The 25,420-nt window shown below is 68.4% G+C and carries 29 protein-coding genes; 9 read left to right on the top strand and 20 right to left on the bottom strand.

Annotation, left to right across the window (positions count from 1 at the left end):
• Positions 1 to 49 precede the first annotated feature (49 nt).
• The gene (gene ahcY, locus ABC419_RS03415) at positions 50 to 1,441 is read right to left on the bottom strand and encodes an adenosylhomocysteinase (RefSeq protein WP_412876356.1); all 1,392 of its coding nucleotides are present in this window, start codon (positions 1,439 to 1,441) and stop codon (positions 50 to 52) included.
• 235 nt (positions 1,442 to 1,676) lie between these two features.
• On the opposite strand from ahcY, the gene ABC419_RS03410 reads away from it, so the two are divergent.
• From ABC419_RS03410 to ABC419_RS03400, 3 genes are all read left to right on the top strand, one after another.
• Complete coding sequence (locus ABC419_RS03410) at positions 1,677 to 3,170, top strand: methyl-accepting chemotaxis protein (RefSeq protein ID WP_412876357.1); 1,494 nt, start codon at positions 1,677 to 1,679, stop codon at positions 3,168 to 3,170.
• Positions 3,171 to 3,302: 132 nt separating this feature from the next.
• Positions 3,303 to 4,319 carry a biotin synthase BioB gene (gene bioB / locus ABC419_RS03405; protein ID WP_412876358.1) on the top strand — a complete coding sequence of 339 codons (1,017 nt, stop codon included), beginning with the start codon at positions 3,303 to 3,305 and terminating at the stop codon, positions 4,317 to 4,319.
• Positions 4,316 to 4,822 (top strand): GNAT family N-acetyltransferase, encoded by a 507-nt coding sequence (locus ABC419_RS03400; RefSeq protein WP_412876359.1) that lies wholly within the window; start codon positions 4,316 to 4,318, stop codon positions 4,820 to 4,822. Before bioB ends, ABC419_RS03400 begins: the two co-directional genes overlap by 4 nt.
• Here the strand turns inward: ABC419_RS03400 and ABC419_RS03395 are convergent.
• From ABC419_RS03395 to rsfS, 8 genes are all read right to left on the bottom strand, one after another.
• Positions 4,819 to 5,163, bottom strand: a complete 345-nt coding sequence (locus ABC419_RS03395) for a hypothetical protein (protein WP_200166343.1) — start codon at positions 5,161 to 5,163, stop codon at positions 4,819 to 4,821. The two genes, ABC419_RS03400 and ABC419_RS03395, sit on opposite strands and share 4 nt — an antisense overlap.
• A 53-nt stretch (positions 5,164 to 5,216) precedes the next feature.
• Complete coding sequence (locus ABC419_RS03390; protein WP_125900388.1) at positions 5,217 to 5,414, bottom strand: hypothetical protein; 198 nt, start codon at positions 5,412 to 5,414, stop codon at positions 5,217 to 5,219.
• Between the two features lie 50 nt (positions 5,415 to 5,464).
• Complete coding sequence (locus tag ABC419_RS03385; RefSeq protein ID WP_412878051.1) at positions 5,465 to 6,430, bottom strand: hypothetical protein; 966 nt, start codon at positions 6,428 to 6,430, stop codon at positions 5,465 to 5,467.
• Between the two features lie 182 nt (positions 6,431 to 6,612).
• Complete coding sequence (locus tag ABC419_RS03380; RefSeq protein WP_412878793.1) at positions 6,613 to 7,818, bottom strand: divergent polysaccharide deacetylase family protein; 1,206 nt, start codon at positions 7,816 to 7,818, stop codon at positions 6,613 to 6,615.
• A gap of 121 nt (positions 7,819 to 7,939) precedes the next feature.
• A complete protein-coding gene (locus ABC419_RS03375) occupies positions 7,940 to 9,382 on the bottom strand; it encodes a S41 family peptidase (RefSeq protein ID WP_412876362.1) in 1,443 nt (480 codons plus the stop codon).
• 358 nt (positions 9,383 to 9,740) lie between these two features.
• Positions 9,741 to 10,835 carry a murein hydrolase activator EnvC family protein gene (locus tag ABC419_RS03370; RefSeq protein WP_200166338.1) on the bottom strand — a complete coding sequence of 365 codons (1,095 nt, stop codon included), beginning with the start codon at positions 10,833 to 10,835 and terminating at the stop codon, positions 9,741 to 9,743.
• The gene (gene rlmH, locus ABC419_RS03365) at positions 10,835 to 11,299 is read right to left on the bottom strand and encodes a 23S rRNA (pseudouridine(1915)-N(3))-methyltransferase RlmH (RefSeq protein WP_003166290.1); all 465 of its coding nucleotides are present in this window, start codon (positions 11,297 to 11,299) and stop codon (positions 10,835 to 10,837) included. Before rlmH ends, ABC419_RS03370 begins: the two co-directional genes overlap by 1 nt.
• Before the next feature lie 4 nt (positions 11,300 to 11,303).
• On the bottom strand, positions 11,304 to 11,738 hold the full coding sequence (gene rsfS / locus ABC419_RS03360; RefSeq protein WP_368923443.1) for a ribosome silencing factor: 435 nt from the start codon (positions 11,736 to 11,738) through the stop codon (positions 11,304 to 11,306).
• 229 nt (positions 11,739 to 11,967) lie between these two features.
• Here rsfS and ABC419_RS03355 point away from each other — a divergent pair, with 229 nt between their 5' ends.
• Positions 11,968 to 13,161 carry an acyltransferase family protein gene (locus ABC419_RS03355; protein ID WP_412876363.1) on the top strand — a complete coding sequence of 398 codons (1,194 nt, stop codon included), beginning with the start codon at positions 11,968 to 11,970 and terminating at the stop codon, positions 13,159 to 13,161.
• On the top strand, positions 13,158 to 13,682 hold the full coding sequence (locus ABC419_RS03350) for a YybH family protein (protein ID WP_412876364.1): 525 nt from the start codon (positions 13,158 to 13,160) through the stop codon (positions 13,680 to 13,682). Before ABC419_RS03355 ends, ABC419_RS03350 begins: the two co-directional genes overlap by 4 nt.
• Before the next feature lie 18 nt (positions 13,683 to 13,700).
• On the opposite strand, the gene ABC419_RS03345 is transcribed toward ABC419_RS03350, so the two are convergent.
• The 5 genes from ABC419_RS03345 to ABC419_RS03325 all read right to left on the bottom strand — a co-directional run bounded on the left by ABC419_RS03345 (position 13,701) and on the right by ABC419_RS03325 (position 16,135).
• Complete coding sequence (locus ABC419_RS03345; RefSeq protein ID WP_412876365.1) at positions 13,701 to 14,363, bottom strand: nicotinate-nucleotide adenylyltransferase; 663 nt, start codon at positions 14,361 to 14,363, stop codon at positions 13,701 to 13,703.
• A 116-nt stretch (positions 14,364 to 14,479) separates the two neighbouring features.
• Positions 14,480 to 15,097: a DUF6655 family protein gene (locus tag ABC419_RS03340; RefSeq protein WP_088410579.1), complete on the bottom strand. Its 618-nt coding sequence runs from the start codon at positions 15,095 to 15,097 to the stop codon at positions 14,480 to 14,482.
• The gene (locus tag ABC419_RS03335; protein WP_412876366.1) at positions 15,094 to 15,534 is read right to left on the bottom strand and encodes a VOC family protein; all 441 of its coding nucleotides are present in this window, start codon (positions 15,532 to 15,534) and stop codon (positions 15,094 to 15,096) included. The genes ABC419_RS03340 and ABC419_RS03335 overlap by 4 nt, the downstream gene beginning before the upstream one ends.
• A gap of 13 nt (positions 15,535 to 15,547) precedes the next feature.
• On the bottom strand, positions 15,548 to 15,787 hold the full coding sequence (locus ABC419_RS03330; protein WP_412876367.1) for a zinc-finger domain-containing protein: 240 nt from the start codon (positions 15,785 to 15,787) through the stop codon (positions 15,548 to 15,550).
• Positions 15,788 to 15,844: 57 nt separating this feature from the next.
• On the bottom strand, positions 15,845 to 16,135 hold the full coding sequence (locus tag ABC419_RS03325; RefSeq protein ID WP_003166297.1) for a hypothetical protein: 291 nt from the start codon (positions 16,133 to 16,135) through the stop codon (positions 15,845 to 15,847).
• A 189-nt stretch (positions 16,136 to 16,324) separates the two neighbouring features.
• On the opposite strand from ABC419_RS03325, the gene ABC419_RS03320 reads away from it, so the two are divergent.
• On the top strand, positions 16,325 to 17,299 hold the full coding sequence (locus ABC419_RS03320; protein WP_046652455.1) for an ABC transporter ATP-binding protein: 975 nt from the start codon (positions 16,325 to 16,327) through the stop codon (positions 17,297 to 17,299).
• A gap of 164 nt (positions 17,300 to 17,463) precedes the next feature.
• Here ABC419_RS03320 and ABC419_RS03315 read toward each other — a convergent pair whose 3' ends face one another.
• On the bottom strand, positions 17,464 to 17,874 hold the full coding sequence (locus ABC419_RS03315) for a Tat pathway signal protein (RefSeq protein WP_412876368.1): 411 nt from the start codon (positions 17,872 to 17,874) through the stop codon (positions 17,464 to 17,466).
• 78 nt (positions 17,875 to 17,952) lie between these two features.
• Here ABC419_RS03315 and ABC419_RS03310 point away from each other — a divergent pair, with 78 nt between their 5' ends.
• Positions 17,953 to 18,429: an RNA pyrophosphohydrolase gene (locus tag ABC419_RS03310; protein WP_128114902.1), complete on the top strand. Its 477-nt coding sequence runs from the start codon at positions 17,953 to 17,955 to the stop codon at positions 18,427 to 18,429.
• Between the two features lie 110 nt (positions 18,430 to 18,539).
• Here ABC419_RS03310 and ABC419_RS03305 read toward each other — a convergent pair whose 3' ends face one another.
• The 5 genes from ABC419_RS03305 to ABC419_RS03285 form a co-directional block, all read right to left on the bottom strand.
• Positions 18,540 to 18,809, bottom strand: coding sequence for an ATP synthase F1 subunit epsilon (locus ABC419_RS03305; protein ID WP_003167474.1), 270 nt, complete (start codon positions 18,807 to 18,809; stop codon positions 18,540 to 18,542).
• A gap of 3 nt (positions 18,810 to 18,812) precedes the next feature.
• The gene (atpD, locus tag ABC419_RS03300) at positions 18,813 to 20,336 is read right to left on the bottom strand and encodes a F0F1 ATP synthase subunit beta (RefSeq protein WP_412876369.1); all 1,524 of its coding nucleotides are present in this window, start codon (positions 20,334 to 20,336) and stop codon (positions 18,813 to 18,815) included.
• Positions 20,337 to 20,373: 37 nt separating this feature from the next.
• Positions 20,374 to 21,243, bottom strand: coding sequence for a F0F1 ATP synthase subunit gamma (locus tag ABC419_RS03295; protein ID WP_412876370.1), 870 nt, complete (start codon positions 21,241 to 21,243; stop codon positions 20,374 to 20,376).
• Between the two features lie 37 nt (positions 21,244 to 21,280).
• Positions 21,281 to 22,813, bottom strand: a complete 1,533-nt coding sequence (gene atpA, locus ABC419_RS03290; RefSeq protein WP_412878764.1) for a F0F1 ATP synthase subunit alpha — start codon at positions 22,811 to 22,813, stop codon at positions 21,281 to 21,283.
• Between the two features lie 67 nt (positions 22,814 to 22,880).
• Positions 22,881 to 23,435 carry a F0F1 ATP synthase subunit delta gene (locus ABC419_RS03285; RefSeq protein WP_200166320.1) on the bottom strand — a complete coding sequence of 185 codons (555 nt, stop codon included), beginning with the start codon at positions 23,433 to 23,435 and terminating at the stop codon, positions 22,881 to 22,883.
• Positions 23,436 to 23,767: 332 nt separating this feature from the next.
• Between ABC419_RS03285 and ABC419_RS03280 the strand changes: the two genes are divergently transcribed.
• Positions 23,768 to 24,595, top strand: a complete 828-nt coding sequence (locus ABC419_RS03280; RefSeq protein WP_125900370.1) for a TerC family protein — start codon at positions 23,768 to 23,770, stop codon at positions 24,593 to 24,595.
• Between the two features lie 26 nt (positions 24,596 to 24,621).
• Complete coding sequence (locus ABC419_RS03275; RefSeq protein WP_412877974.1) at positions 24,622 to 25,407, top strand: glutaminyl-peptide cyclotransferase; 786 nt, start codon at positions 24,622 to 24,624, stop codon at positions 25,405 to 25,407.
• Positions 25,408 to 25,420: the final 13 nt, after the last annotated feature.

The raw sequence follows: 25,420 nt of genomic DNA, 5'->3' as shown, positions 1-25,420 counted from the left end.
CCGCGCCGTCGCCGGCGCGGAGTTCTGACTTTCAGACCCGAGACAGGTCTTAATAGCGGTAGTGCTCCGGCTTGAACGGGCCTTCCACAGGCACCGAGATGTAGTCGGCCTGGTCCTTGCTGAGCGTCGTCAGCTTGGCGCCCAGCTTGGCCAGGTGCAGGAAGGCGACCTTCTCGTCCAGGTGCTTGGGCAGGGTGTAGACCTGGTTCTCATAGGCCTTGGCGTTGGTCCACAGCTCGATCTGGGCCAGCGTCTGGTTGGTGAAGGAGGCCGACATCACGAAGGATGGGTGGCCCGTGGCGTTGCCCAGGTTCACCAGACGGCCTTCCGACAGCAGGATGATCTTCTTGCCGTCCGGGAACTCGACGTGGTGGACCTGATCCTTGATCTTGTCCCACTTGAAGTTCTTCAGGCCCGCGACCTGAATCTCAGAGTCGAAGTGGCCGATGTTGCAGACGATGGCGTTGTTGCGCATGGCGCGCATGTGCTCGACGCGGATGACGTCCTTGTTGCCCGTGGTGGTGACGAAGATGTCGGCCTTGTCGGCGACGTCTTCCAGGGTCTGGACCTCATAGCCTTCCATCGCCGCCTGCAGGGCGCAGATCGGGTCGATCTCGGTGACGATCACGCGGGCGCCGCCGTTGCGCAGCGAAGCCGCCGAGCCCTTGCCCACGTCGCCGTAGCCGCAGACCACCGCCACCTTGCCCGACAGCATGACGTCGGTGCCGCGACGGATGGCGTCGACCAGAGATTCACGGCAGCCGTACAGGTTGTCGAACTTCGACTTGGTGACGCTGTCGTTGACGTTGATCGCCGGGAACGGCAGCTCGCCGCGCTCGGCCATCTGATACAGGCGGTGGACGCCCGTGGTCGTCTCTTCCGACACGCCGCCGATGGCGTCGCGGATGGCCGAATAGAAACCCGGCTTTTCCTTCAGATAGCGCTTCATGACCGAGAAGAGGGCTTCCTCTTCCTCGTTCTGCGGGTTGTCCAGGACGCTGGCGTCCTTCTCGGCCTTCGGACCAAGCACGCACAGCAGGGTGGCGTCGCCGCCGTCGTCCAGGATCAGGTTGGGATAGCCGCCGTCAGCCCATTCGAAGATCTTGTGGGCGTAGTCCCAGTACTCGACCAGGGTCTCGCCCTTGAAGGCGAAGACCGGCGTGCCCGACGCGGCGATGGCGGCGGCGGCGTGGTCCTGGGTCGAGAAGATGTTGCACGAGGCCCAGCGCACTTCGGCGCCCAGGGCTTCCAGCGTCTGGATCAGCACGGCCGTCTGGATGGTCATGTGCAGGCTGCCGGCGATGCGGGCGCCCTTCAGCGGCTGGGACGCGCCGTATTCCGCGCGCAGCGCCATCAGGCCCGGCATCTCGGTTTCGGCGATGGCGATTTCCTTGTTGCCGAAGTCGGCCAGGGAGATGTCGCGGACGATGTAGTCGGTCATGCAGAAATGTCTTTCGGCCACTGTCGGGGGATCGCCGTCGCTATAGCGCGGCGCGGCGACGGGAGCAATCAAGACATAAGGATATCTTTATATGAGCGGCGGCTCGTCTGAATCGGGGACGTCTCGAGACGGTTAAGGGAATCTACGCAATCCGGGCTTAACCCGGCCAATACCCTCTTGGTGACAAGGGGTATTAGGGCTCTCCCCCGCCCTGCCGTTGAAACGAGTTTGCGTCATGGCTTCCCACGAGATCGACCGTCGCATGAATTTCATGGGGCTGGGTCGGCCGTCCGCCGGTTACAGCGCCATCTCCCCCCTTCTGCGCCGCATCGCGCCCCTGGCCCTGGCCGCCTTCTACGACAAGGTGCGCGCCGAGCCCGAGACCCGCCGCTTCTTCCGTGACGAAGGCCATATCACCGCGGCCAGCAACGCCCAGCAGCGACACTGGGACGCCATCATCGACGGCCGCGCCGACGAAGACTACGCCGCCTCGGTGCGCGCCATCGGCCGCGTCCACGCCCGCATCGGCCTGGAGCCGCGCTGGTACATCGGCGGCTACAGCGTCATCCTGGCCCGTCTGACCCGCGCCATCATCGAGCGGCCCAGGAAGCTGTTCGCCAATCGCCGCGAACACGACCGCATCACCGCCGAGGCCGTGGCCGAGCTGAACCAGCGGGTCATGCTGGACATGGATCTGGCCATCTCCATCTACCTGGACGCCCTGCAGGAGGAGCGCGACCGCGTGCAGGCCGAACACGCCGCCGCCGAAGCCCGCCAGGCCGAGGTCGTGCGCGCCCTGGGCGCCGCCCTGCACAGCCTGGCCGACAATGATCTGTCCGTGACCATCCCGGACGTCTTCCCCGAGGAATACCGCTCGCTGCAGAACGACTTCCACGCCGCGACCCGCGCCCTGCGCACCGCCGTGCGGGCCGTGGCCGACAGCGTCGAGAGCCTGAGCGCCGGCTCCAGCCAGCTGGCCGTCGCCTCCGAAGACCTGGCCAGCCGCACCGAGCGCCAGGCCGCCAACCTGGAGCGTACGGTCGCCGAAGCGGACGCCATCGCCCGCCAGGTCGCCTCGACCGCCGACGGCGCGCGCCAGACCGCCGAGGCCCTGGCCGCCGCCCGCGCCGATGTCGAACACACGACCCGGGTGGTGGGCGACGCCGTATCCGCCATCCACGCCATCGCTGAATCCTCGACCGAGATCGGCCGCTTCACCAGCCTGATCGACGAGATCGCCTTCCAGACCAACCTGCTGGCGCTCAACGCCGGGGTCGAGGCCGCCCGCGCGGGCGACGCCGGTCGCGGCTTCGCCGTGGTGGCCCAGGAAGTGCGTGCCCTGGCCCAGCGTTCGTCCGAGGCCTCGGGCGAGATCCGCACCCTGATCTCCACCTCCTCGGCCCAGGTGGCGCGCGGCGTCGACCTGGTCGAGCGCACCGGCGCGGCTCTGGAGCGCATCGGCGCCAAGGTCTCGGCCGTCGACGGCCTGGCGGGCGGCATCGCCGGCTCCGCCCAGGAACAGTCCGACGGCCTGGCCCGCGTCCGCCGCGCCATGGGCGAGATGGACGACATCACCCAGCAGAACGCCGCCATGACCGAAGAAGCCACCGCCGCCGCCCGTCAGCTGGCCAATGAGGCCGTCAGCCTGAACCAGCAGGTCGGCCGCTTCCGCCTGGACCGCTCGGTCGCCGCCGGCGCCGCCGCGACGGGACCGCGCCTGGTCGCCTGATCCGACGCGCGTTCAAAGGCTTCTCAGAGCAGTATGACGCAGCCCGCGTCGCCGAGATCACACAGTGGCGCAACGCCGTGCGATCAACACAGGCTTGGCGGATCGGGAGCAAGTCGTCTAAGCCGTCGTCCCATGGCTGACGACGCTTCGATCCGACCCGCCCGCGATCTCTCGATCCCCCGTCACGACTGGACGCTGGAGGAGGTCGAGGCCCTGTTCGCCCGCCCCTTCATGGAGCTGGTGTTCGAGGCGGCGACGGTGCACCGGCGCACCTTCAATCCGAACGAGGTGCAGAAATCCCAGCTGCTGTCGGTCAAGACCGGCGGCTGCGCTGAGAACTGCGGCTACTGCTCTCAGTCGGCCAGCTTCAAGACCGGGCTCAAGGCCGAGAAGCTGATGGAGCCGACCGCCGTCATCGCCGAGGCCATGGCGGCCAAGGCGGGCGGCGCCAGCCGCTTCTGCATGGGCGCCGCCTGGCGCGAGCTGAAGGACCGCGACACGCCCAAGCTGGCGGCCATGATCTCCGGCGTGAAGGCGCTGGGTCTGGAGACCTGCGCCACCCTGGGGATGCTGAACGCCGATCAGGCGAAACAGCTGAAGGACGCGGGCCTCGACTACTACAACCACAACCTCGACACCGGGCCTGAGTACTACGCCGAGGTGGTGACGACCCGCTCCTATCAGGATCGGCTGGAGACGCTGCAGCACGTCCGCGACGCAGGGATGAACACCTGCTGCGGCGGCATAGTCGGCATGGGCGAGAAGAGGCGCGACCGCGCGGGCCTGTTGCATGCGCTCGCCACCCTGCCCGTCCACCCCGACAGCCTTCCGGTCAACGCCCTGGTCCCCGTCGGCGGCACGCCGCTGGGCGAGCGGGTGCTGAAGGAAGGCGAGATCGACCCGATCGAGTTCGTCCGCACCGTCGCCGTCGCCCGTCTGGTCTGCCCCCAGTCGATGGTCCGCCTGTCGGCCGGACGCGAGGGCATGACGCCGGAGATGCAGGCCCTGTGCTTCCTGGCCGGCGCCAACTCCATCTTCGTCGGCGGCAAGCTGCTGACGACACCGAACCCGGAAGAGGACGACGACGCCAAGCTGTTCGCCCTGTTGGACCTGAAGCCCATGCCCGCCAAGGGCTGCGACGCCCATTGATTCCAGTCCGGCCGACGCGCGAACCGGACATCAATCGCCTGGAGGCGGTGGAGCGGTCGGCCGGGTCACTGTTCCGCGCCCTGCCCGATCTGGCCTGGATCGCCGACGACCGCACCGCCGGACCTGACGCTCATGCGCGCGCCGTAGCGCAGGGCCTGTCCTGGGTCGCCGTCGACGCAGAGGACCAGCCGGTCGGCTTCCTGATCGCCGCCGAGGCGGACGCGGACCTGCATATCCTTGAGTTGTCAGTCTCTGCTGACCATCAAGGGCGCGGCGCCGGACGGGCGCTGATGGCGACCGCGCGCCACTCAGCCGAAGCCTGCGCCAAACAGGCCCTGACGCTGACCGCCTTCAGCTCCGTTCCGTGGAATGCGCCCTTCTATGCGCGCCTGGGCTATGCGGCGCTGACGTTTGCAGAAACACCCGCCTATCTGCGCGAGACCCTGGCCGCAGAGGCCGCCCGCGGCCTGACCGACCGCGCCGCCATGCGGCTGACGCTTTAGCCCTGCCGGGCGAGCCAGCCTCGCACCAGCCTGAGGTGCAGAGCGTGAGCGCCGATCCAGACCAGCCCCATGACGATCAGGACGCCGAAGTAACGCCGCGCGTCCGCGCTCTCCAGCGGCCCCAACAAGCTGGCCATCGCCGTGGGAAGCAGAGTCAAGGCCGCCAGAACAGGCGTGAAACTCAGGGCGACGTCACGTGGCGCACGCCATATGGGCCGCCCGTCAAAGCCCCACTGCATCGGCAGCCGCGTCTCGCGCGGCAGGCCTCTCGCGGCGCGCCAGGACATGGCCGCCAACACGGCCACGGAAGTCAGAGCCAGGAACAGGGCGAACACCGTCATATCGACAGACGATCACGTCTATCCGAGCTGATCAAGCCAAAGGCCCCGCCGGACTACTTGCTCATCCAGGGGCGCGACGCCCCGCTCTTGATGCGAGCCGCCTGTTCGCGCTGGAAGCGGCCGCCGCGCGGCGGCTTGGGCCGGGCGTCGATCGCCGCCTTCTTGAGCCGCAGCGCCCGCTGAACGGGCGTCTCGCCGGGAAGGGAGTCCGCAGGTTCGGCGGCGGGGGCGTGATCGTCGTCAATGGTCATGCCGACGACAGTAGCACGTTCGCGCCTCTGAGGGACGACAGACCCGTTCCCTAGGATCCGCCTCGCGGAGCACGCAGATCACGGGCCATGACATCCGCCACCGCTCCCGCCTGCGCCCGGACCGACGCCCAGTCCGGGCGTGGCCCGTAAAGGGCGACGAGATAGGCGCGATCCCACTCGGTAAGACCCTGCTGCGCATCTCCCGAAAAGAGATTCAGGATCGTGTCGAACCCTTGCGTTTCCGCCCGCGGGTCAAGCTGGGCCAGACTCACAAGAGCGATGTAGTCGCCCAACTGAGTCGTGTTGACCTCGCCCACCATATCCATGTCGACAATGACCATGGTTTTGAACAGCTCATCGACGACCTGGGTGCTCAAGCGTCCTGGTCCCTTTCGTCGAACGATGGGGGCCGCGCCGATCACACAGTCAGCAGGGCGACACCCCAGCATGGCCGCAAGGTCCGTATCGACGACGCCGCCTGTCCGATCACCGGGCAGCCTTACGGCCGCCAACCCCGTCTCGCTATCGACGGGAAGACTCAGCGACCACCAGCGGACGGGACGCTCTGCGTCCAGAAAATCCTGGAACGCCGTCGTGTCGCGATGCATGCCCGTCACATTCTGACGAAAAAGCCGGGGGTTGTCGGCGTTCATCGTTCTCGCCAGCCCGCGGCCGTCATTCGTGAAGATCACGACCACATTGGGATGGCAGCCCGGCTCGCCAGTCCGCAGGTCCAAGCTTGCGGCGGTCTGGGTGATCCGATCGATGACGGCCTGGGCGGCCTCACGCTCAAGATTGACGACACCAGGGCAAATCTCGCGACGCCACAGCGCCAGGCCCCGCCCGCGCGCAGGCGCGCCGACCCGCCCGACGAAATCGCGGGCCGCTTCCTGCACCGGTCGGCCTCGCACCATCAGATCCGGCAAGACGGTGGCGTCCGGGCTCGGCGCGTCCTGTGCATGCGCAGGCCCGAACAGGCTCAGAACGACAGCCGCGACAATTCCCATGTTCCGCATAAGGGTCTCCATGTCGCGGCCATCTCACATAACCACGCTACCCGTCCACATAGGCCGCCAACATGAAGAGAAAGGCAAGCAGCACGGGCTTCTTTGACGGCCGCAGGACGGCGCCGGATGAAGGGCTGGCGGGTTCGAAGCACCGATGGCGCTGACCGCCATCAGGCGGGCGTCTTCCCGACTTACCGTCCTGGCCGTCGGGTCATCGCCGAGGCGGGCGCCAACTGGAGGCCGCGAGCCTCCAGACCCGCCGTCCAGCGGGCGGCGGCCTCGACGGTGACGGGGTAGGAGAAGCCGGTCCCCAGCGCCGCGCCGTTGGTCTTGGCGGCGGCCTCAAGAGCGTTGAACTGGCGCAGGATAGCGGCGGGGGTCTGTTCCTCGTCGACGACGCGGTCAGCGCTGGCGCGGGCGAAGGCGCCGGGGCGGCGGCGCATGGAGCCGTCGTCGAGGAAGGCCAGGCCGCGCTGGCGCAGGTTGGTCATCAGGGCCGTCACGCCTTCGTCCGAGGTCGCGAACCGGTCGCCCAGATAGTTGGTCACGCCGAAATAGCCGGTGGCGCGCGCCAGCAGCCAATCCAGCTTGACCGCTACGTCGTCGGCGCCGCCGGACGACAGCAGAGTGTAGGGGCCGGGGTCGTTGTCAGGATAGCCGGTCGGCTCCATCGGCAGTTCGATCATCACCTCATGGCCGTGGGCGCGGGCCATATCGATCCAGGTCTGAAGCCCCTCGGCGTAGGGCACGAAGGACAGGGTCACCTCGGCGGGCAGGCGCTCGATCGCCGCGCGCGTCGTGGCGCTGTTCAGGCCCAGCCCGCCGACCACCAGGGCCACCATCGGCTTGCCGTTCGAGCGGAAGGGCCGGGCGTAGGCCTGTGCCGGGACGCGGCCGTCGGCGGCGATGCGCGGCAGGGGGCCGTTGGGACCGGGCTGGAACAGGCCCGCGATCGGCGCCTTGGGCAGGGGATTTGAGGGCGCGCGCACCGGGGCGCTGAAGCCCTGGCCCGAGGCCACGCTGGCGCCGTCCGGCAGGGTGATGAGGGCCTCGCCCGCCATGCCTGCGCCCTCTTCGCCCATCAGGGCCGGGTCGATGGGGCCAAGGTCTTGATAGATGTCCAGACCGCTGAAGCCGAAGGCTTCCGCCCCGGTCGGGGCCGTGTCGGCGGCGGCGGGCCGCTCCAGCACGGCGCTGGCCGTCGGCGCGCCCGCGCGCGGATCGCCCAGGACGGCGACGAACAGGGCGGCGGCGCCGATGACGAAGATCCCGGCCGCGCCCGCCGCGACGGGCGGCTTCTTCAGGGCGTTCAGGACCGGCTCCATGGCGACGCGCGACCGGGGCTCCGGCGGCGCGCCTGCGGCGGCGGCGAGGGCGGACTGGCGCTTGGCGAACATGGTCAGGGCGTCGGCTCGGGCTGGCAGGCGCCGCACAGACGCGGCGCCCCTCAGCCTCAGTTAAGCCCTGCGTCGGTTAAGAAAGCCTAACGGCGCGTTCACCACGTTCGAGCGCCGCGCCTCAGTCGCTCTTCGGCTCGTTCCCCGGCGTGATTTCCGGCGCGCGCTGCGGCGCCGGGGGGTCTTTCGGCTCGACCGTGACCTTGGGCGTGTCAGCCTCGGCGGTCTCGACCTTGTCCTGCCCCGGTTCGGTGATGACCACGCCTTCCGGCGCAGCGGCCAGTTTGGTCAGGTCGCCGCCGGCCCGCAGCACGTCCAGCGCCCGCTGCAACTGATAGTCCTTGTCCTTGGCGTAGTCGGCGCCCGGCGCCTCACGCGGGGTGTGCGGTCCCTTCCGCTCGGCCCCGATGGAGGAGTCCAGCGCCGTCGAATAGGCCGCCTCGGAATAGATGAAGCTGGAGCGCGAGACGATGCGCGCCTCGGCCTCGGAACGAGCGACCTCCAGGTCCGGCTCGATGCCGATCTTCTGGATCGAGCGGCCCGACGGCGTGTAGTAGCGCGCCGTGGTGATCGACAGGGCGCCGTCCTGGCCGCCGCGCAGCGGGATCACCGTCTGCACCGAGCCCTTGCCGAAGCTGGTCAGGCCGACGACGGTGGCCCGCTCCTGGTCCTTCAGGGCGCCCGCCACGATCTCGGACGCCGAGGCCGAGCCGTAGTTGATCAGCACCACCACCGGCAGGCCGCCGGTCAGGTCGCCCGGCTTGGCGGCGTAGCGTTCGATGTCCTCGGGCTTGCGCCCGCGCTGGCTGACGATCTCGCCGCGCTCCAGGAAGGCGTCCGACACGTCGATGGCCGCCGTCAGCAGGCCGCCGCCGTTGTTGCGCAGGTCCAGCATATAGCCCTTCAGGCCCGGCTTCTCGGTCTTCAGCCGCTCGATGGTCTCGGTCAGCTCGCGGCCGGTGTTCTCGTTGAAGGTCGAGATGCGCAGGTAGCCGAAGTCGCCTTCCAGGCGGCCGGTGACGGATTCGACCTTGATGACCTCGCGCGTCAGCACGACCTCGCGCGGCTCCTCGCCGTCGCGCAGGAAGGTGACGGTGACGCTGGTGCCCGTGGCGCCGCGCAACTTGTCCGACACCTCGGACACGGTCAGCCCGGCCGCATTCTGTCCGTCAATAGCGCTGATGACGTCGCCGGCCTGAACGCCGGCGCGGCCCGCCGGACTGTCGTCCATCGGCGAGATGATCTTCACCAGCCCGCCCTCGGAGGTGATGGTCAGGCCGACGCCCGAATATTCGCCGGAGGTCCGCTCGCGCAGGTCGCCGAAGGCGGTGGCCGGCAGATAATTGGAGTGGGGGTCGAGCGCCGTCATCATCCCCTGCAGGGCGGCCTCGATCAGCTTCTTGTTGTCGACAGGAACGACATAGGCCTGCTCGACGATGCCCAGAACATCGCCGAACAGCTCCAGCATGCGGAAGGTCTCGTTACGCGGCGTCTGGCCGGCCACAGCGGCAGCCGATCCGCCCAGAACCAGGGCGGCCGCCCCGACGAGAAGCAGTTTACGCATTCGATCTCTTTCCATCGGATCCGCTTTCGGCTCCGGTCGTCCAGGGCGGCGCGAGCGCCACAACGGCGCGCACGACAGTTGCGCCGATACAAACAGCGTCCGCGCCGATTTGAAAGGAATTTCGCGCGGTTGGGCGGGAGAGAGCTTGCCGGACGTCGCCTGTCGCCTGCCGCCTGCACCTGCGCCTCTCCCGCTGGCCGTCATCCTCGGGCTTGACCCGAGGATCGAGTGCAGGACGCGCCCGACCTGTCCTGGGCCGCGCAGACGGAAGGCCCGATCCTCGGGTCAAGCCCGAGGATGACGGCAGGAAGGCGGATAACGGCGAGAAGGCGGATGACGGCGGGAGACAAAGCCCCCGCTACTGCAGCCAGGGCGCGGGATCGATGGGCCGTTCCTGGCGGCGTAGTTCGAAATAGGCTTCGCCGTCCTCGCCGGTGCGCCCCAGGGTCTGGCCGTCCCCGACACGCTGGCCGGTCTCGACCTCCAGCCGGTCCAGACCCGCGATCACGGCCCGCCAGCCGGGGCCGAGGTCGAGGATCACCACCTCGCCCCATTCCTTCAGCGGCCCGGCGTAGGCGACGCGGCCCGCCGCCGGCGCGCCGACCGCCTCATGGCTGGAGCGCCAGCTCCACCCGGCGGAGCGGCCGCCGAAGCGTTGCGAGGGCGTCCCTGCGATGGGCGGCGTCAGGCGGCTGCGGCCCGCAGGCAGGCGGGCGGCCGGGGCCTCTTCCGGCGCCTCGGCGACCCGAGGCGTCTGGCCGCCCAGTTCGCGGATGCGCGCCTCCAGCGCCTTGGTCGCGCGCTCGGCCCGCGCCGCCTCGGCCCGCAGGACCGAACGCAGGGCCGTCTTGCGCGTCGTCAGCCCCTCGATCTCGGCGCGACGGTCGTTCTGGGCGCTCTCAACGGTGAACAGCCGCTCGCTGGACAGGGCGGCCAGACGGCGGATGCGGCCGATCTCGGCCTGACGCTCGACCAGGGTTTCGGCCCGGTCCTGAAGCTCGGGCGTGATGGCGCGGATCAGGATGGAGGCCCGTACCGTGTCCACCGCCTTGTCGGCCGGGATCAGCAGAGGCGGCGGCGGTTCGCGGCTCATCATCTGCAGGGCGGACAGCAGCCGCCCCTGCGCCGCGCGCTCGCGCGACAGGGCGGCGAGCAGGGCCGCTTCACGATCGCCCAGCTCCTTCAGCCGCGCGCGCTGGGCGTCCAGCTGCACGTCGTCCTCCGCCTCGGCGCGGCGCAGCTCGCGCAACTGACGGTCCAGGTCGACGATCTCCTCGGCGGCGGCGGCGGCCTCGGCCCTCAGACGGCGGGCACGGGCCGTCTCGTCGCGATACTCGGCCTGAAGCCGGGTCAGTTCGGCGTTCGGCTGGGCCGTGCGCTGGCCGGCCGCCGGTCCGGCAAGGACCAGCAGCAGGCAAGAGGAGGTCAGGAGAAGAACGGCCCCGGATCGCATCAGTCGCGATGATAGGGCGAACCGGCCAGGATGGTCACGGCCCGATAGATCTGCTCGGCCAGCATGGCGCGCGCCAGGGCGTGGGGCCAGGTCTGCGGTCCGAACGCCAGGGTCGAGCGCGCGGCGCGGCGCACGCTCTCGTCCAGACCGTCGGCGCCGCCGATGACGAAGACCAGCCGCCGCTCGCCCTGATCGCGCAGGGCCGCCACATGGTCGGCGAAGGCGCGCGAGGAATAGGTGCGCCCCCGCTCGTCGCAGGCGATCAGGTGCGCGCCCTCGGCGGCGGCGAGCAGCAGCTCGGCCTCCGGCGCCTTGCCGGGCTTCTTCGGCTCAAGGTCGATGAGTTCGAGGGGCCCCAGACCCAGGGGCCGCCCCGACAGGGTGGCCCGCCGGGCGTAGTCGTCAGCCAGGGCGGCCTCGGGACCGCGGCCCGGCTTGCCGATGGCCGCGATCGCCAGCTTCATGAAGTCAGTCCCGGGCGGGGCCGCCGCGGTGGGCGCTATCGACCGCCCAGATCTTTTCGATGTTGTAGAAGGTGCGCACTTCCGGGCGGAACAGGTGGACGACGACGTCGCCCGCATCCAGCAGCACCCAGTCGCAGTGCGGCAGGCCCTCGACCTTCACCTTGCCCAGGCCCAATTCCTTGAACAGGCGCAGCAGGTGGTCGGCGATGGCGCCGACGTGGCGGTGCGAGCGCCCCGAAGCCACGATCATGGCGTCGGTCATCGGGCTCTTGCCGCGCAGGTCGATCAGGACGATGTCCTGCGCCTTGTCGTCGTCGAGTTTGGCGAGGATGGCCTGCTCCAGCGCGGTCGCGCCGACCGGCAGAGGCTGGCGCTCGTCGCTACTGGGGCCATCCTCGGCCTGACCGTCTTCGGAATGGACGGAATCCATCAGGTCCATTTCGTGCGCCGCGTTCGAAACGGCGTCTTGCGCATCGTGCGCGGTCGAGGGGGTCAGCGGAGGGCTCCGAGGCGATTACTAAAAGCCGATGATAGCACGCCTCGTGCAAAACGTCACCCACGCCAGGGACCAGCGCCCCCGCGCCTCCCTTCCGGCCGGCCTCCGGCGAGGGGCGCGCCGTAAAACTGCGTAGACGGATCATGAGCCAGGCTCGTGGAGGGGCGCTGCCGTGACCAGGAATGAAGCCGTCGCCAGGACTGCGCCTGCGCGCGAAAGCAAGGCGGCCGGGGCGTCAGACCGTGCGCCGCCCCACCCCTTCCCCCCGGTGATGGAGCCGCTGACCAGCGTCCGCTTCCTGCTGGCGCTGGGGGTGGTGCTTTTCCACTATCAGCTGATGTGGACCCTGCCGCCCGAGGCCGCCGGCCTGCTGAACCGGGCGCGCCTGGGGGTCGACGTCTTCTTCATCCTGTCGGGCTTCATCCTCGCCCACGTCTATCTGCAGGGCGATGGACCGCCGGACTACAGGCGCTTCATCGTCGCGCGGTTCGCCCGCATCTATCCGGCCCACGCCGCCATCATGCTGGGGATGCTGGTCATGGTGCTGGGCGCGGGCCTGGTCGGCGTCGGCCTGGAGCCTGGCCGTTTCAACGCGCCCGACTTCATCCAGTCCATGCTGCTGATCCAGGCCTGGTTCCCGCGCTCCACCATGGTGCTGTGGAACGGCCCCGCCTGGTCCCTGTCCGCCGAGTGGTTCGCCTATCTGATCTTCCCCGTCTACGCCTGGATCGCCTTGCGCCTGAGGGATCGGCCCGTCGTCCTGATCGCCCTAGCGATCGCGCTGTTCGCTGTGTTGGACGCCGGCTACCGCATGGCCTTCGGCGTCATCCTGCCGCGCGCCGAAGACAATCTGGGCGTTCTGAGAATTCTGCCTGAATTCCTGTTCGGCATCGGTCTCTACTTCCTGGGCCTGCGCCTGCGTCTCCGCCCCAGGACCGCGATCGCCGCCGTGATCCTCGCCAGCCTGGCCATGCTGGCCGCCATGCAGGCCGCGCTGGACGACCGGCTGATCGTGGCCCTGGCCGGGCCGCTGATCCTCAGCCTGGCCCTGCTGGCCAAGTCCGGGGCGCGCACCTTCCTGTCGAACCCCGTCTGGCTGTTCGCGGGCGAGGCCTCCTACGCCCTCTACCTGGTCCACATTCCGCTGGTAATGGTCTGGCGCAATGCGATGCAGGCGTTGCTGGGTCTACACGGCGACTACCGCATGAGTCCCCTCGAACTGGCCGCGTTGCTCGCCCTCACCCTCGCCGCCGCCGCCGTGATTCACATCGCCGTCGAACAGCCCGGCCGCAGGCTCCTGCGTCGATGGCTCAACCGTCCCGGCGCGCGCGCCGGCGCCCCGCTCACCCAAGGAGAAACCGGATGAACCGCCTGCCCGTCGCCGCCCTGCCCGCCATCCTGGCCGGCTTCATGATCGCCCATGCCCCCGTCGCATCCGCCCACGAGCCCGCCCCTCAGGCCGCACAGTCGGCCAGCGCCGCGCGCTCGGCGCCGCAGACCGAGGTGCTGGCCGTGCTGCAAGGCTATCGCGCCAGCCTCAGCGCCCTGGACGCCCCGGCCGCCGCCCGCTTCTTCTGGCCGGACTCCCAGGTGTTCGAACAGGGCGGCGTCGAGGGCGACTTCGCCCGCTATCTGGAGCATCACCTGGGGCCGGAGCTGCTGGTCTTCTCGGCCTTCGAGATGATCGACCCGGTCGTGCGCGCCGTCGTCGCGGGCGACACGGCCTATGCGACCGAGACCTATCGCTTCCGCATCGCCTTCAAGGATGCGGCCCGCGCCCCGGTCGAGCGGCAAGGCGTCGCCACCAGCGTGCTGGAGCGGCGCAACGGCGAATGGCGCATCCTCAGCTACCACTCGTCGTCGCGGGCGCCGCGCACGGCGCACTGACGGATCGGGCCCGCGCCTTCACCCCGCCGCGCGCGTCGCGCGGATGGCGGTGGAGGAGCGGTGATTCAGCGGCGCCGTCAGATAGGTCCAGGCCGGCGCTTCCAGATTGGGCAGCAGTCCGGCCTGGGCGGCGGGAATGCGATAGCGGGCGAACCGCGCCGCCGCCGGGGCCGTGCGGCTGTCCAACAGGCTGCCCGGCCGGGCTATGACCGCCACCGGCATCAACCGCATGATGTCGGTCCAGCCCCGCCAGCGATGGAAGCCCGCCAGATTGTCCGATCCCATCAGCCAGACGAAGTGCACGCCCGGATGGCGGGCGACGATGGCGCGCAGGGTGTCGACGGTCCAGCGCGTGCCCGCCCGCGTCTCGAAATCCGAAACGATCATGGCCGGGCCGACGCTCGCCGCCACGGCGCGCGCCGAGCTCATGCGCTCGGTCAGCGGCGCGGTCTCGTGCTCGGATTTCAGCGGATTCTGCGGCGAGACCAGCCAGACCACCCGGTCCAGGTCCAGCCGCTGCATGGCGGTGGCCGCCACATGGGCGTGGCCGTCGTGAGCCGGATTGAACGAGCCGCCGAACAGGCCGACCTTCATCCCCGGCGCCAGATCCAACCCGTCGCGCAGGGCGCCTCGGCGAAGACCGGAGCCTTTCGGAGCAGGACCGGCGTGGAAGAAGGACAAGGGCGTCTCTTGCGGCGGCGGCGAACGGATGAGCGCGGCCAACGCCTTATGCTCACCTGCGCCCTAACACGGTCCGAAGCGGCTGTCTCGCTCCGCGAACGGACTGAGCACTCGCGCTAGAATTCCTTCCAGCTCGAGCCCGGATCGCGTTCGCCCGGCTGGGCCAGCTGCTGGCCCCAGGTGATCATCATGAAGGCCTTGTGGCTGCGGATCTTGTACTGGCCGATCATCGGCGTGACGGCGCCCAGCGGCATCCCGGTGCGGGCGTCGTAGAGGAAGCCCGAGAACTCGGCCACGCCCATGCGGTCGCGGTTGGAGTAGAGCGACAGCTCCGGCAGGGAGACGACGTTCAGGCTCTCATTGATCGGCACCCGCATGTCGGGAATGCCCACCACCCGGCGCAGCTGGTCCAGAGACAGGGCGCCGGCGCGCACCTCGAAGATGGCGTCGGCCTCGCCGCGTTCGCGCACGATGGCGTAGCCGGCTTCCGACAGGGCGGCGCGGATGGCGCTCAGCGCATAGCGGGCGTTCTCGGCCTGGAAATAGGTCTCGTCGACGAAGACGCGCGCGCCCTGGGGGATCGGCAGGGTCAGGCCCTCGACCGCCCGGTCGGCGGCGCGGTTGACCAGCAGCATGTCCGTGGCCGTCCGCGACGGATTGGTCTCCGTCACCGAGGCGCAGGCGCCCAGGCTCAGGACCGCCAGCCCCAGGATCAGCCGCGCCGAAACGCTCACCAGGCGCCCACGTTCGGCATGGAGGCCCAGGGCTCTGCCGGAGCCAGACGCTCACCCGACTGCAGCAGTTCGATCGAAATCCCGTCCGGCGAACGGATGAAGGCCATGTGGCCGTCGCGCGGCGGACGGTTGACGACCACGCCGCCGTCCATCAGCCGCTGGCAGGCGGCGTAGATGTCGTCGACCTGGAACGCTAGGTGGCCGAAGTTGCGGCCGCCGTCGTAGCCCTGATCGTCCCAGTTGTAGGTCAGCTCGACCTCGGGCGACTTCTCGGCCTCGGCGCGGGCCTTGTCGGCGGGCGCGGCCAGATAGACCAGGGTAAAGCGCCCGGCCTCGTAATCCGCGCGGCGCGTCTCCTCCAGACCCAGCAGGTCGCGGTAGAAGCGCATCGAGGCGTCCAGATCCTTCACCCGGACCATCGTGTGCAGATAACGCATAGCGCGACCGGCCTCAGTGCGCCTCGGGCGGACGGGCCGCCGGATCGAGGTATTCGCTCTCGGGGTGCGGATGGTCCGACAGCACGAAGCGGCGGTCGCAATAGCCGCACTCGATGAAGTCGTCCTCGCCCATGTCCATATAGACCAGCGGGTGGCCCAGGGCCCCGCCGCCGCCGTCGCAGGCGACGCGCTTGGTCGAGACCACGATCTCTTCGGGCGGAGGAATGACGGCTTCGAGATGGCGGGGAGGCATGATCCGGTCCGGTCTGGAAAGGCTTTGCGCCGTTCCTAGGCGGACCGGACCGTCAGGTCAAACCTCCGAAGGCGCGGCCTTGCGGCCCATCACCTTGTCGAACAGGGCCTTGCGCTTCTTGAACAGGGTCAGGCCCAGGCAGCCCGCCCCGACCCACAGGCCGATCTCGCCGATCACAGCGGCGACCGCGGCGATGATCGCCGCCTGGGTCATGGGCAGATAGTCCAGCTTGCCCGCCAGCAGGGCCAGGGCGAAACCGGCGTAGCCGATGGCGCAGACCCCCATGGCGATGAAGCCGATCAGGCGAATGCGGGTCAGCGGCTTACGGGTGGCGACGGCGGTGGTCATGGCGTGTCCTCATCCAAGGGAAGTTGTCTTTCTGACAAGCAAGCTAGACACATCGCCCGAACACGTCAAGCACCATTTACATATCGTCTCGCAACCTTGTCCCCGCACGCGCGGCGACGGCTTGGCGAACGGCCCCGCGCCCCCTACCTATGCCGTCCGCCCCGCCTTGCCCGAGTTGAAGTCCGCGCCATGACCCAAGAGCCCCGCCTGCCCGTCAACGCCATCGAGGTCAGGGGGCTGAAGAAGACCTACAAGGGCTCGCGCAAGTCGCCGCCGAAGACGGCCCTGCGCGGGGTCGATCTGACGGTGCCGCGCGGCTCGATGTTCGGACTGCTAGGGCCCAATGGGGCGGGCAAGTCGACCCTGATCAACATCATCGCGGGCGTGGTGAACAAGTCCGAGGGCACGGTCCGCATCTGGGACCGCGACATCGACCATGAGGCGCGCGACGCCCGCTCGGCGCTGGGCGTGGTGCCGCAGGAGATCGTCGCCGACGTCTTCTTCACCCCGCGCGAGGCGCTGGAGGTCCAAGCCGGCTTCTACGGCGTGCCCGCCGACGAACGCCGCTCGGACGAACTGCTGGCGGCGCTGGGCCTGTCGGACAAGGCCAACGCCTATGTCCGCGCCCTGTCCGGCGGCATGAAGCGGCGCCTGATGGTGGCCAAGGCCCTGGTGCACAATCCGCCGGTGCTGATCCTAGACGAGCCGACGGCGGGCGTGGACGTCGAACTGCGCCGCCAGCTGTGGGAGTACGTCCGCAAGATCAATGAGGAAGGGGTGACGGTGATCCTGACCACCCACTACCTCGAAGAGGCGCAGGAGCTGTGCGACACCATCGCCATCATCAACCGCGGCGAGGTCGTGGCCTGCGAGCCGACCGAACAGTTGCTGAAGCGGCTGGACACCCGCAACGTCGTGGTGACGCCCGAGACGGCGCCCGAGACCCTGCCCGCCCTGAACGGATTCGCGGTCGCCCCGCGCGCCAACGGCGCCTTCGTCGTCACCTATCGGACAGGCGAGTCGAGCGTCGAACAGGTGCTGGCCGCCGTCCGCGCCGCGGGCGTGACCATCAAGGACATCGCCACCGAAGACCCGGACCTGGAGGACGTCTTCCTGGCCATGACCTACGGCGACACGAGCCGCCCCGACCCGACGCAGGACTGAAGGAGCGGGCGTCGCGACGCCGCCTCGCCTGCCGCTCCTGCCCCCTGCTCTTCTTCCCGCCGCCTTCCCCACGCCGTCATCCTCGGGTCAAGCTCAGGATGACGGCATATGCGGCGGATGAGGGCGTGTGTGGAAGATGTGCGTGTAGGTAAGCGGCGGCCGCCTCACGCCACCATCACCGTTCCCAGCAACAGCTTGGCCCCCGGCTTGCCCAGAATGGCGTCCGTCGCGTGCTGCAGCGCCACCACCAGCCATTCGACATTGGGCGGGGCGTCCGGCAGCAGCCGCTCGGCGGCGATACGGACGATCTCGTTATAGGCGGCGCTGAGACGCGGCATGGACAGTTGCGCCCGTTCCATCAGGGCGCCGTCGGCGATGTCGAGGCCCGTCTCGACCGTCATCACCCCGCGTCGTCCGTCACGCCTCAACACGGTGGCCGTGGCGGTGGGCAGGGACAGATAGCCCCCCTTGCCGCCGCCGCTCTTCTCAGGCGAAGCGTGCGCGGCGCCGGCCGCCGCGAGGCCGCCGAGAGCCACGCCATGCAAAGTCAGGCCGATCAGATGACGTCTGTCCATGACGCCACCCTAGCCGCGCACGCCTTTCCCGGACGTTGACGCCTAGCCCGCGACGGGACGGCGGCGTATGCGAAGGGCATGAGCATCGACCTGTCCCTCTATCGCCCCAACGTCGGGGTCGTCCTGTTCAACCCGGCCGGCCAGGTCTGGTTCGGCCGCCGCGCCGACACGCCCGAGCCGTGGAACTGGCAGTTCCCCCAGGGCGGCGTCGACGACGGCGAAGACCTGGAAGCCGCCGCCCGCCGCGAGCTGCACGAAGAGACAGGCGTGCGCTCCATCGCCCTGCTGGGCCGCACGACCGAGTGGATTCCCTATGACTTCCCCGAAGGCCTGCCGAGCCCCAAGAGCTGGAAGGGGCTGAAAGGCCAGCGCCAGCAGTGGTTCGCCTTCCGCCTGACCGGCGCCGAGGACGAGATCGACCTGAACGCGCACGGGGAGCCGGAATTCGACGCCTGGCGCTGGGGGCGGCTCGAAGAGGCGCCCAGCCTGATCGTGCCGTTCAAACGCCCGGTCTATGAGCAGGTGGCGCGGGTGTTCGGGGAATGGGCGCTGTAGGGCTAGCCAGCCGCCTTCCCCCACCTTCTTCCCACGCGTCGGACATCGCGCACGAAAAAGGCCCCTCGCCGCAAGCGAGGGGCCTTTGATCGTTTCAGCCGTGCGAACCTTTAGTTCGCGGTCAGCTCCGAAGCCTCTTCGGCCAGGATGGTCAGGCCTTCGCCGTTGACGTCGGCGAAACCGCCCTTGACCTCGAAGCGGCGGCGCTGGGCGCCGTCATAGACCGTCACCACGCCTTCGCGCAGAGTGGTCATGAAGGGCGCGTGGCCCGGCAGGACGCCGAAGTCGCCCTCGACGCCCGGCGCATCGACCTGATCGACCGAACCGGCGAAGACTTCGCGTTCCGGGGCGACGAGGGAGAAGTTCAGCTTACCGGCCATGGCTTAGGCTTCCGCAGCCATCTTGGCGGCCTTCTCGACAGCCTCTTCGATGGCGCCGACCATGTAGAAGGCGGCTTCCGGCAGGTGGTCGTATTCGCCGTCGCAGATCGCCTTGAACGAGCGGATGGTGTCGGCCAGCTCGACGAACTTGCCCGGCGAGCCGGTGAACTGCTCAGCCACGAAGAAGGGCTGCGACAGGAAGCGCTGGATCTTGCGGGCGCGCGACACGACCAGCTTGTCGTCTTCCGACAGCTCGTCCATGCCCAGGATGGCGATGATGTCCTTCAGCGCCTTGTACTGCTGCAGGGTTTCCTGCACGCGGCGAGCGACGCGGTAGTGCTCTTCGCCGATGACCAGCGGGTCCATGATCCGCGAGGTGGAGTCCAGCGGGTCCACGGCCGGGAAGATGGCCTGGGCGGCGATGTCGCGGTTCAGAACCGTGGTCGCGTCCAGGTGGGCGAACGAGGCGGCGGGCGCCGGGTCGGTCAGGTCGTCAGCCGGGACGTAGATGGCCTGGATCGAGGTGATCGAGCCCTTCTGCGTCGAGGTGATGCGCTCCTGCAGGTTGCCCATCTCGGTGGCCAGCGTCGGCTGATAGCCCACGGCCGAGGGGATGCGGCCCAGCAGAGCCGACATTTCCGAACCGGCCTGCGTGAAGCGGAAGATGTTGTCGATGAACAGCAGGACGTCCTTGCCCTCTTCATCGCGGAAGTATTCGGCCTGGGCCAGGCCGGTCAGGGCGACGCGGGCGCGGGCGCCGGGGGGCTCGTTCATCTGGCCGTAGACCAGGGCGCACTTGGAGCCTTCGCCGCCGCCGGCGACGTTCACGTTCGACTCGATCATCTCGTGATACAGGTCGTTGCCTTCGCGGGTGCGTTCGCCCACGCCGGCCAGAACCGAATAACCGCCGTAAGCCTTGGCGATGTTGTTGATCAGCTCCTGCATGGTCACGGTCTTGCCGACGCCGGCGCCGCCGAACAGGCCGGTCTTGCCGCCCTTGGTGTAGGGGCAGATCAGGTCGATGACCTTGATGCCCGTGACCAGGATTTCCGACGAGGTCGACTGCTCTTCGAACGAAGGCGCCTCGCGGTGGATCGGGCGGAACTCGGTGGTCTTGATCGGACCGGCTTCATCGATCGGCTGGCCGACGACGTTCATGATGCGGCCCAGCGTGCCCGGACCGACCGGCGCCATGATCGACTTGCCGGTGTCGACGACGGCCTGGCCGCGCGTCAGACCTTCGGTCGTGTCCATGGCGATGGTGCGGACCATGTTCTCACCCAGGTGCTGGGCGACTTCCAGGACCAGGGTGAAGGGCTCGCCCGTCTTCTGGTCGACGTTCTGGGTTTCCAGAGCGTTCAGGATGCCCGGCAGGTGGCCGTCGAACTCAACGTCGACGACGGCGCCGATGACCTGGGCGATCTTGCCCTGGGCCGTGACGGCGGCGGCGGCCTTCGGAGCGGCGGCCTTCTTGGGAGCGGCCGGCTTCTTGGCGGCGGGTTTCTTCGGGGCGGTGGTGTCGGTCATCGGTGCTTGTCCGTGTCGAATGTCAGCTGTGTCGGGATCAGAGCGCTTCAGCGCCGGCGATGATCTCGATCAGCTCGGTGGTGATCTGAGCCTGGCGGGAACGGTTGTACTGCAGCGTCAGGGCGCTGATGAGATCGCCCGCATTGCGCGTGGCGTTGTCCATCGCAGCCATCTGGGCGCCGAAGAAGCCGGCCTGGTTTTCCAGCAGGGCGGCCAGGATCTGCGTCGTCAGGTTGCGCGGCAGCAGGGTCTCGAGGATGTCCTCTTCCGACGGCTCATACTCATAGAGCGCGCCGGCCTCGGCCGAGGCGTCCGCGTCGACTTTGGCCGGAGCCAGCTGACGCAGCGACGGAACCTGAGAGATCACCGACTTGAACTGGCTGTAGAAGAGGGTGACCTTGTCGGCCTCGCCCGCTTCGAACTTCTCGGCCAGCAGCTCGGCGATCGGCTGGGCCGAATGCAGGCCCACCGTCTTGTGCTCGCTCAGTTCGAAGGTCTTGACGACCTTGTCGCCGAACAGGCGGGTCAGCTGGTCGCGCGACTTGCGGCCGACGGCCACGATCTCGACCGTCTTGCCGTTGGCGATCAGGCTGTTGATGTGGTCCCGCGCGGCGCGGATGACGTTGGTCGAGAACCCGCCCGCCAGGCCTTTGTCGGCCGTGGCGACGACGACCAGATGCTTCTGGTCGGCGCCGGTTCCGGTCATCAGGCGCGGGCCGTCGTCGCCGACGCCGGCCGCCAGGTTGGCGATGACCGAGGCCATCCGCGACGCATAGGGGCGGGCGTTCTCCGCCTGCTCCTGGGCGCGCTTCAGCTTGGCCGCCGCGACCATCTGCATGGCTTTCGTGATCTTCTGCGTCGCTTTGACGCTTCCGATCCGATCGCGCATTTCCTTGAGGCTAGCCATCCGGCTCTGCTCTTCCTTTGACTACAGGGCCGAACGGTTAGGCGAAGGTCTTGGCGAAGGCCGCCAGGATGTCCTTAAGCTCGGCTTCCAGCTCGGGCGTCAGGGCCTTCTTGGTGCGGATGCCGTCCAGCAGCGAGGCGTGGTTGGCGTGAACGCGGGCCAGCAGTTCGCTCTCGAAGCGGCCGACGTCCGAAACGGCGATGCCGTCCAGGTAGCCGCGCGTGCCGGCGTAGATCGAGACGACCTGCTCTTCGACGGCCAGCGGCGAGTACTGCGGCTGCTTCAGCAGCTCGGTCAGGCGGGCGCCGCGCGCCAACAGCTTCTGGGTCGAAATGTCCAGGTCCGAGCCGAACTTCGCGAAGGCGGCCATTTCACGATACTGGGCCAGCTCGCCCTTAATCGAACCGGCGACCTGCTTCATGGCCTTGATCTGGGCCGAGGAGCCCACGCGCGACACCGAGATGCCGACGTTCACGGCCGGACGGATGCCCTGATAGAACAGGTCCGATTCCAGGAAGATCTGGCCGTCGGTGATCGAGATCACGTTGGTCGGGATGTAGGCCGACACGTCGTTGGCCTGGGTTTCGATGATCGGCAGAGCCGTCAGCGAGCCCGAACCGTAGTCCTCGTTCAGCTTGGCCGAACGCTCCAGCAGGCGCGAGTGCAGGTAGAAGACGTCGCCCGGATAGGCTTCACGGCCCGGCGGACGGCGCAGCAGCAGCGACATCTGGCGATACGCAACAGCTTGCTTGGACAGATCGTCATAGATGATCAGGCCGTGCATGCCGTTGTCGCGGAAATACTCGCCCATGGCGGTGCCGGCGAACGGGGCCAGGAACTGCAGCGGGGCCGGTTCCGACGCCGTGGCGGCCACGACGATGGTGTATTCCAGCGCGCCCGACTCTTCGAGGGTCTTGACGATCTGGGCCACGGTCGAGCGCTTCTGACCGATGGCGACGTAGATGCAGTACAGCTTGGCCAACTCGTCGTCCGACTTGTTGACGGCCTTCTGGTTCAGAATGGTGTCGATGGCGACGGCGGTCTTGCCGACCTGACGGTCGCCGATGATCAGCTCGCGCTGGCCGCGGCCGACCGGGATCAGGGTGTCGATCGCCTTCATGCCCGTCTGCATCGGCTCGTGAACCGACTTGCGCGGGATGATGCCGGGGGCCTTCACGTCGACGCGGCGACGCTCGGTGAACTGGATCGGGCCCTTGCCGTCGATCGGCTCGCCCAGCGGGTTGACGACGCGGCCCAGCAGGCCCTTGCCGACCGGCACGTCCACGATCTCGCCTAGGCGGCGGACGTCGTCGCCCTCGGCGATGGCGGCGTCCGCGCCGAAGATCACGGCGCCGACGTTGTCGCGCTCCAGGTTCAGGGCCATGCCCTTCACGCCGGCCTTGGTGAACTCGACCATTTCACCGGCCTGGACGTTGTCCAGACCGTGAATGCGCGCGATGCCGTCGCCGACCGACAGCACCTGGCCGACGTCCGAGACGTCGGCTTCCACGCCGAAGTTGGCGATCTGCGACTTGAGGATGGCCGAGATTTCGGCGGCGCGGATATCCATGATTGGCTCTTTCGGCTTTCGTCTTCGGTGCGGGCCCGCTGGCCCGGCTTGATCTGGAATTCGGGGCTTAGGCGCGCTTCAGCGCAAAGGTCATCTGGTCGAGCTTGGTCTTCAGCGAGGCGTCGAACAGCTTCGAGCCCACCTTGACCTTCAGGCCGCCCAGGATCGTCGGATCGACGCGGGCGGTCAGTTCGGGGTCGCGACCCAGGGCGGCGCGCAGCTCGGCCTGGATCTTCTTGGTCTGGGCGGCGCTCAGCGCCACGGCCGAGACCACCTCGGCGGCCACGACGCCCGTCTTCTTGGCGTAGAGCGCCTCGAAGCCGGCGATCACGCCCGGCAGGTCCGACGCGCGACCGTTCTGGCCCAGCAGGCCCAGGAAGTTGCGCGTCGTCACATTGAACTTGGCCTTGTCGGCGATGGCGGCCAGACCCTTGGCCTGATCCGCCGACGCCACGACGGGCGAGGTGGCGAGACGGCGCAGGTCCGCGCTGTCCAGCCAGGCCGCCTTTAGCGCAGCCAGATCGGCGCGCACGGCGTCGAGCGCCCCCGTCTCGTCCGCGAGGTCGAACAGCGCTTGTGCATACCGTCCGCCGACTTCCGTCGTCCTGAAATCGTCCGCCACTTATATTTGGTCCGCGTCTGAAGCGTTTGGATCAAGACCGGCCGCAGTCGCCTGCGCCAGTCAAGGGCCTGAAATGCTTGTAGAAAGCACGCTGGGGACGCATCTTTCGATACGCCCTTCGCTAAAGCCGCGCGGCTGATACCATGCAAGGCCTCGCCTCGCAACCGAGGGGCGCGGAACGATAACGCCGCACCCGCGCTCTCTTTGGTCGAATAGGACCGGTCAAGCTGGGTTCGACAGGAGGGCCTGCGACGACGACGACGCCATCCGACGCTTGATGCGCGCTCACGCTCCCGTTACCGAAAACCTTCCAACACCCTTCAGGAACCCCGATGCTCGAAAGCATAACCCCGCTGTTGACCGATCCCGCCGCCTGGGCGGCCCTTGTGACCCTCGTGGTCATGGAGGTGGTGCTGGGGATCGACAACCTGATCTTCATCTCGATCCTCTCGAACAAGCTCCCGCCCGAGCACCGCCAGCGCACGCGCCGTATCGGCATCGGCCTGGCGCTGATCATGCGCCTGGGCCTTCTGGCCACCATCGGCTGGATCGTCGGCCTGACCCAGCCGGTCTTCGACCTGGGCTTCCACGGCGAGACCTTCGACACCGCCTTCTCCTGGCGCGATCTGATCCTGATCGCCGGCGGCCTCTTCCTGGTCTGGAAGGCCACCAAGGAGATCCACCACGCCGTCGACGTCACCCCGTCGAACGATATGCTGGAGAAGGACAAGAAGGACGTCGTCATCAACAACGTCGGTTCGGCCATCTTCCAGATCATCCTGCTGGACCTGGTGTTCTCGGTGGACTCCATCCTGACCGCCGTGGGCATGACCGATCACATCCCGATCATGATGATCGCGGTCATCATCGCCGTGACCGTCATGCTGCTGGCCGCCGATCCGCTGGCCAACTTCATCGACAAGAACCCGACCGTGGTCATGCTGGCCCTGGGCTTCCTGCTGATGATCGGCGCCGTGCTGATCGCCGACGGCTTCGGCGTCCACGTGCCCAAGGGCTACATCTACGCCGCCATGGCCTTCTCGGCCCTGGTCGAGGGCCTGAACATGTGGTCGCGCAACGCCCAGATCAGAAAGAACCAGGCCGAGGAAGCCGCCCAGGCCGCCCTCAACAAGGCCGAAACCGCCGAGCCCGGCGTCTGAACGTGCGTATCGGGCCGGTCCTGGCGATGCTTCTGCTGGCGCTTCCCGCGTCAGCGGCGGCGCAAGCGCCGGGGCCGGCCCCTTCTTCTTCCCCTCAGCCCGCACCGGCCCGCGTTCCGGTCTACGGCTATGAGGTGGTGCGGACCTTCCCCCACGACCCGACCGCCTTCACCCAGGGGCTGGTCATTCGCGACGGCGTGCTGATCGAGAGCACCGGCCGCAACCCTTCCAGCGTGCGCCGCGTGCGGCTGGAGGACGGCGTCGTGTTGCAGAAGCGCGATCTCGACCCTGAATTTTTCGGCGAAGGCCTGACCGAGAAGGACGGCCGCGTCTTCTCCCTGTCCTGGATCAACGGCGTCGGCTTCATCTGGAGCGCGGACGACCTGAAGCCCGTCTCCCGCTTCGCCTATGCGGGCGAGGGCTGGGGACTGACGAACGACGGGACGCGCCTGATCCTGTCGGACGGATCGGCGGCCTTGCGCTTCCTCGATCCCGACACCCAGGCCGAGACCGGCCGCGTCTCCGTCACCCTGAACGGCCGCCCGGTGCGCCAGTTGAACGAGCTGGAATGGATCGACGGCGAGGTCTGGGCCAACGTCTGGCAGACCGACTACATCCTCCGCATCGACCCAGAGTCCGGCCGCGTGGTCGGCGTCATCGATCTCAGCGGCCTGCTGCCCAGGGATCAGGTGAAGGATCCGGTCGACGACGTGCTGAACGGCATCGCCTGGGACGCGCAGAACCGCCGCCTGTTCGTCACCGGCAAGAACTGGCCCAGCCTGTTCGAGATCCGGCTGACCGGGCCGCGATAAGCGCGGCCCTCGT

The organism is Brevundimonas phoenicis, assembly GCF_047237745.1.
Classification (GTDB): domain Bacteria; phylum Pseudomonadota; class Alphaproteobacteria; order Caulobacterales; family Caulobacteraceae; genus Brevundimonas.
The sequence above is the reverse complement of the archived record's forward strand: the minus strand, read 5'-3'. Positions and strand labels throughout refer to the sequence as shown.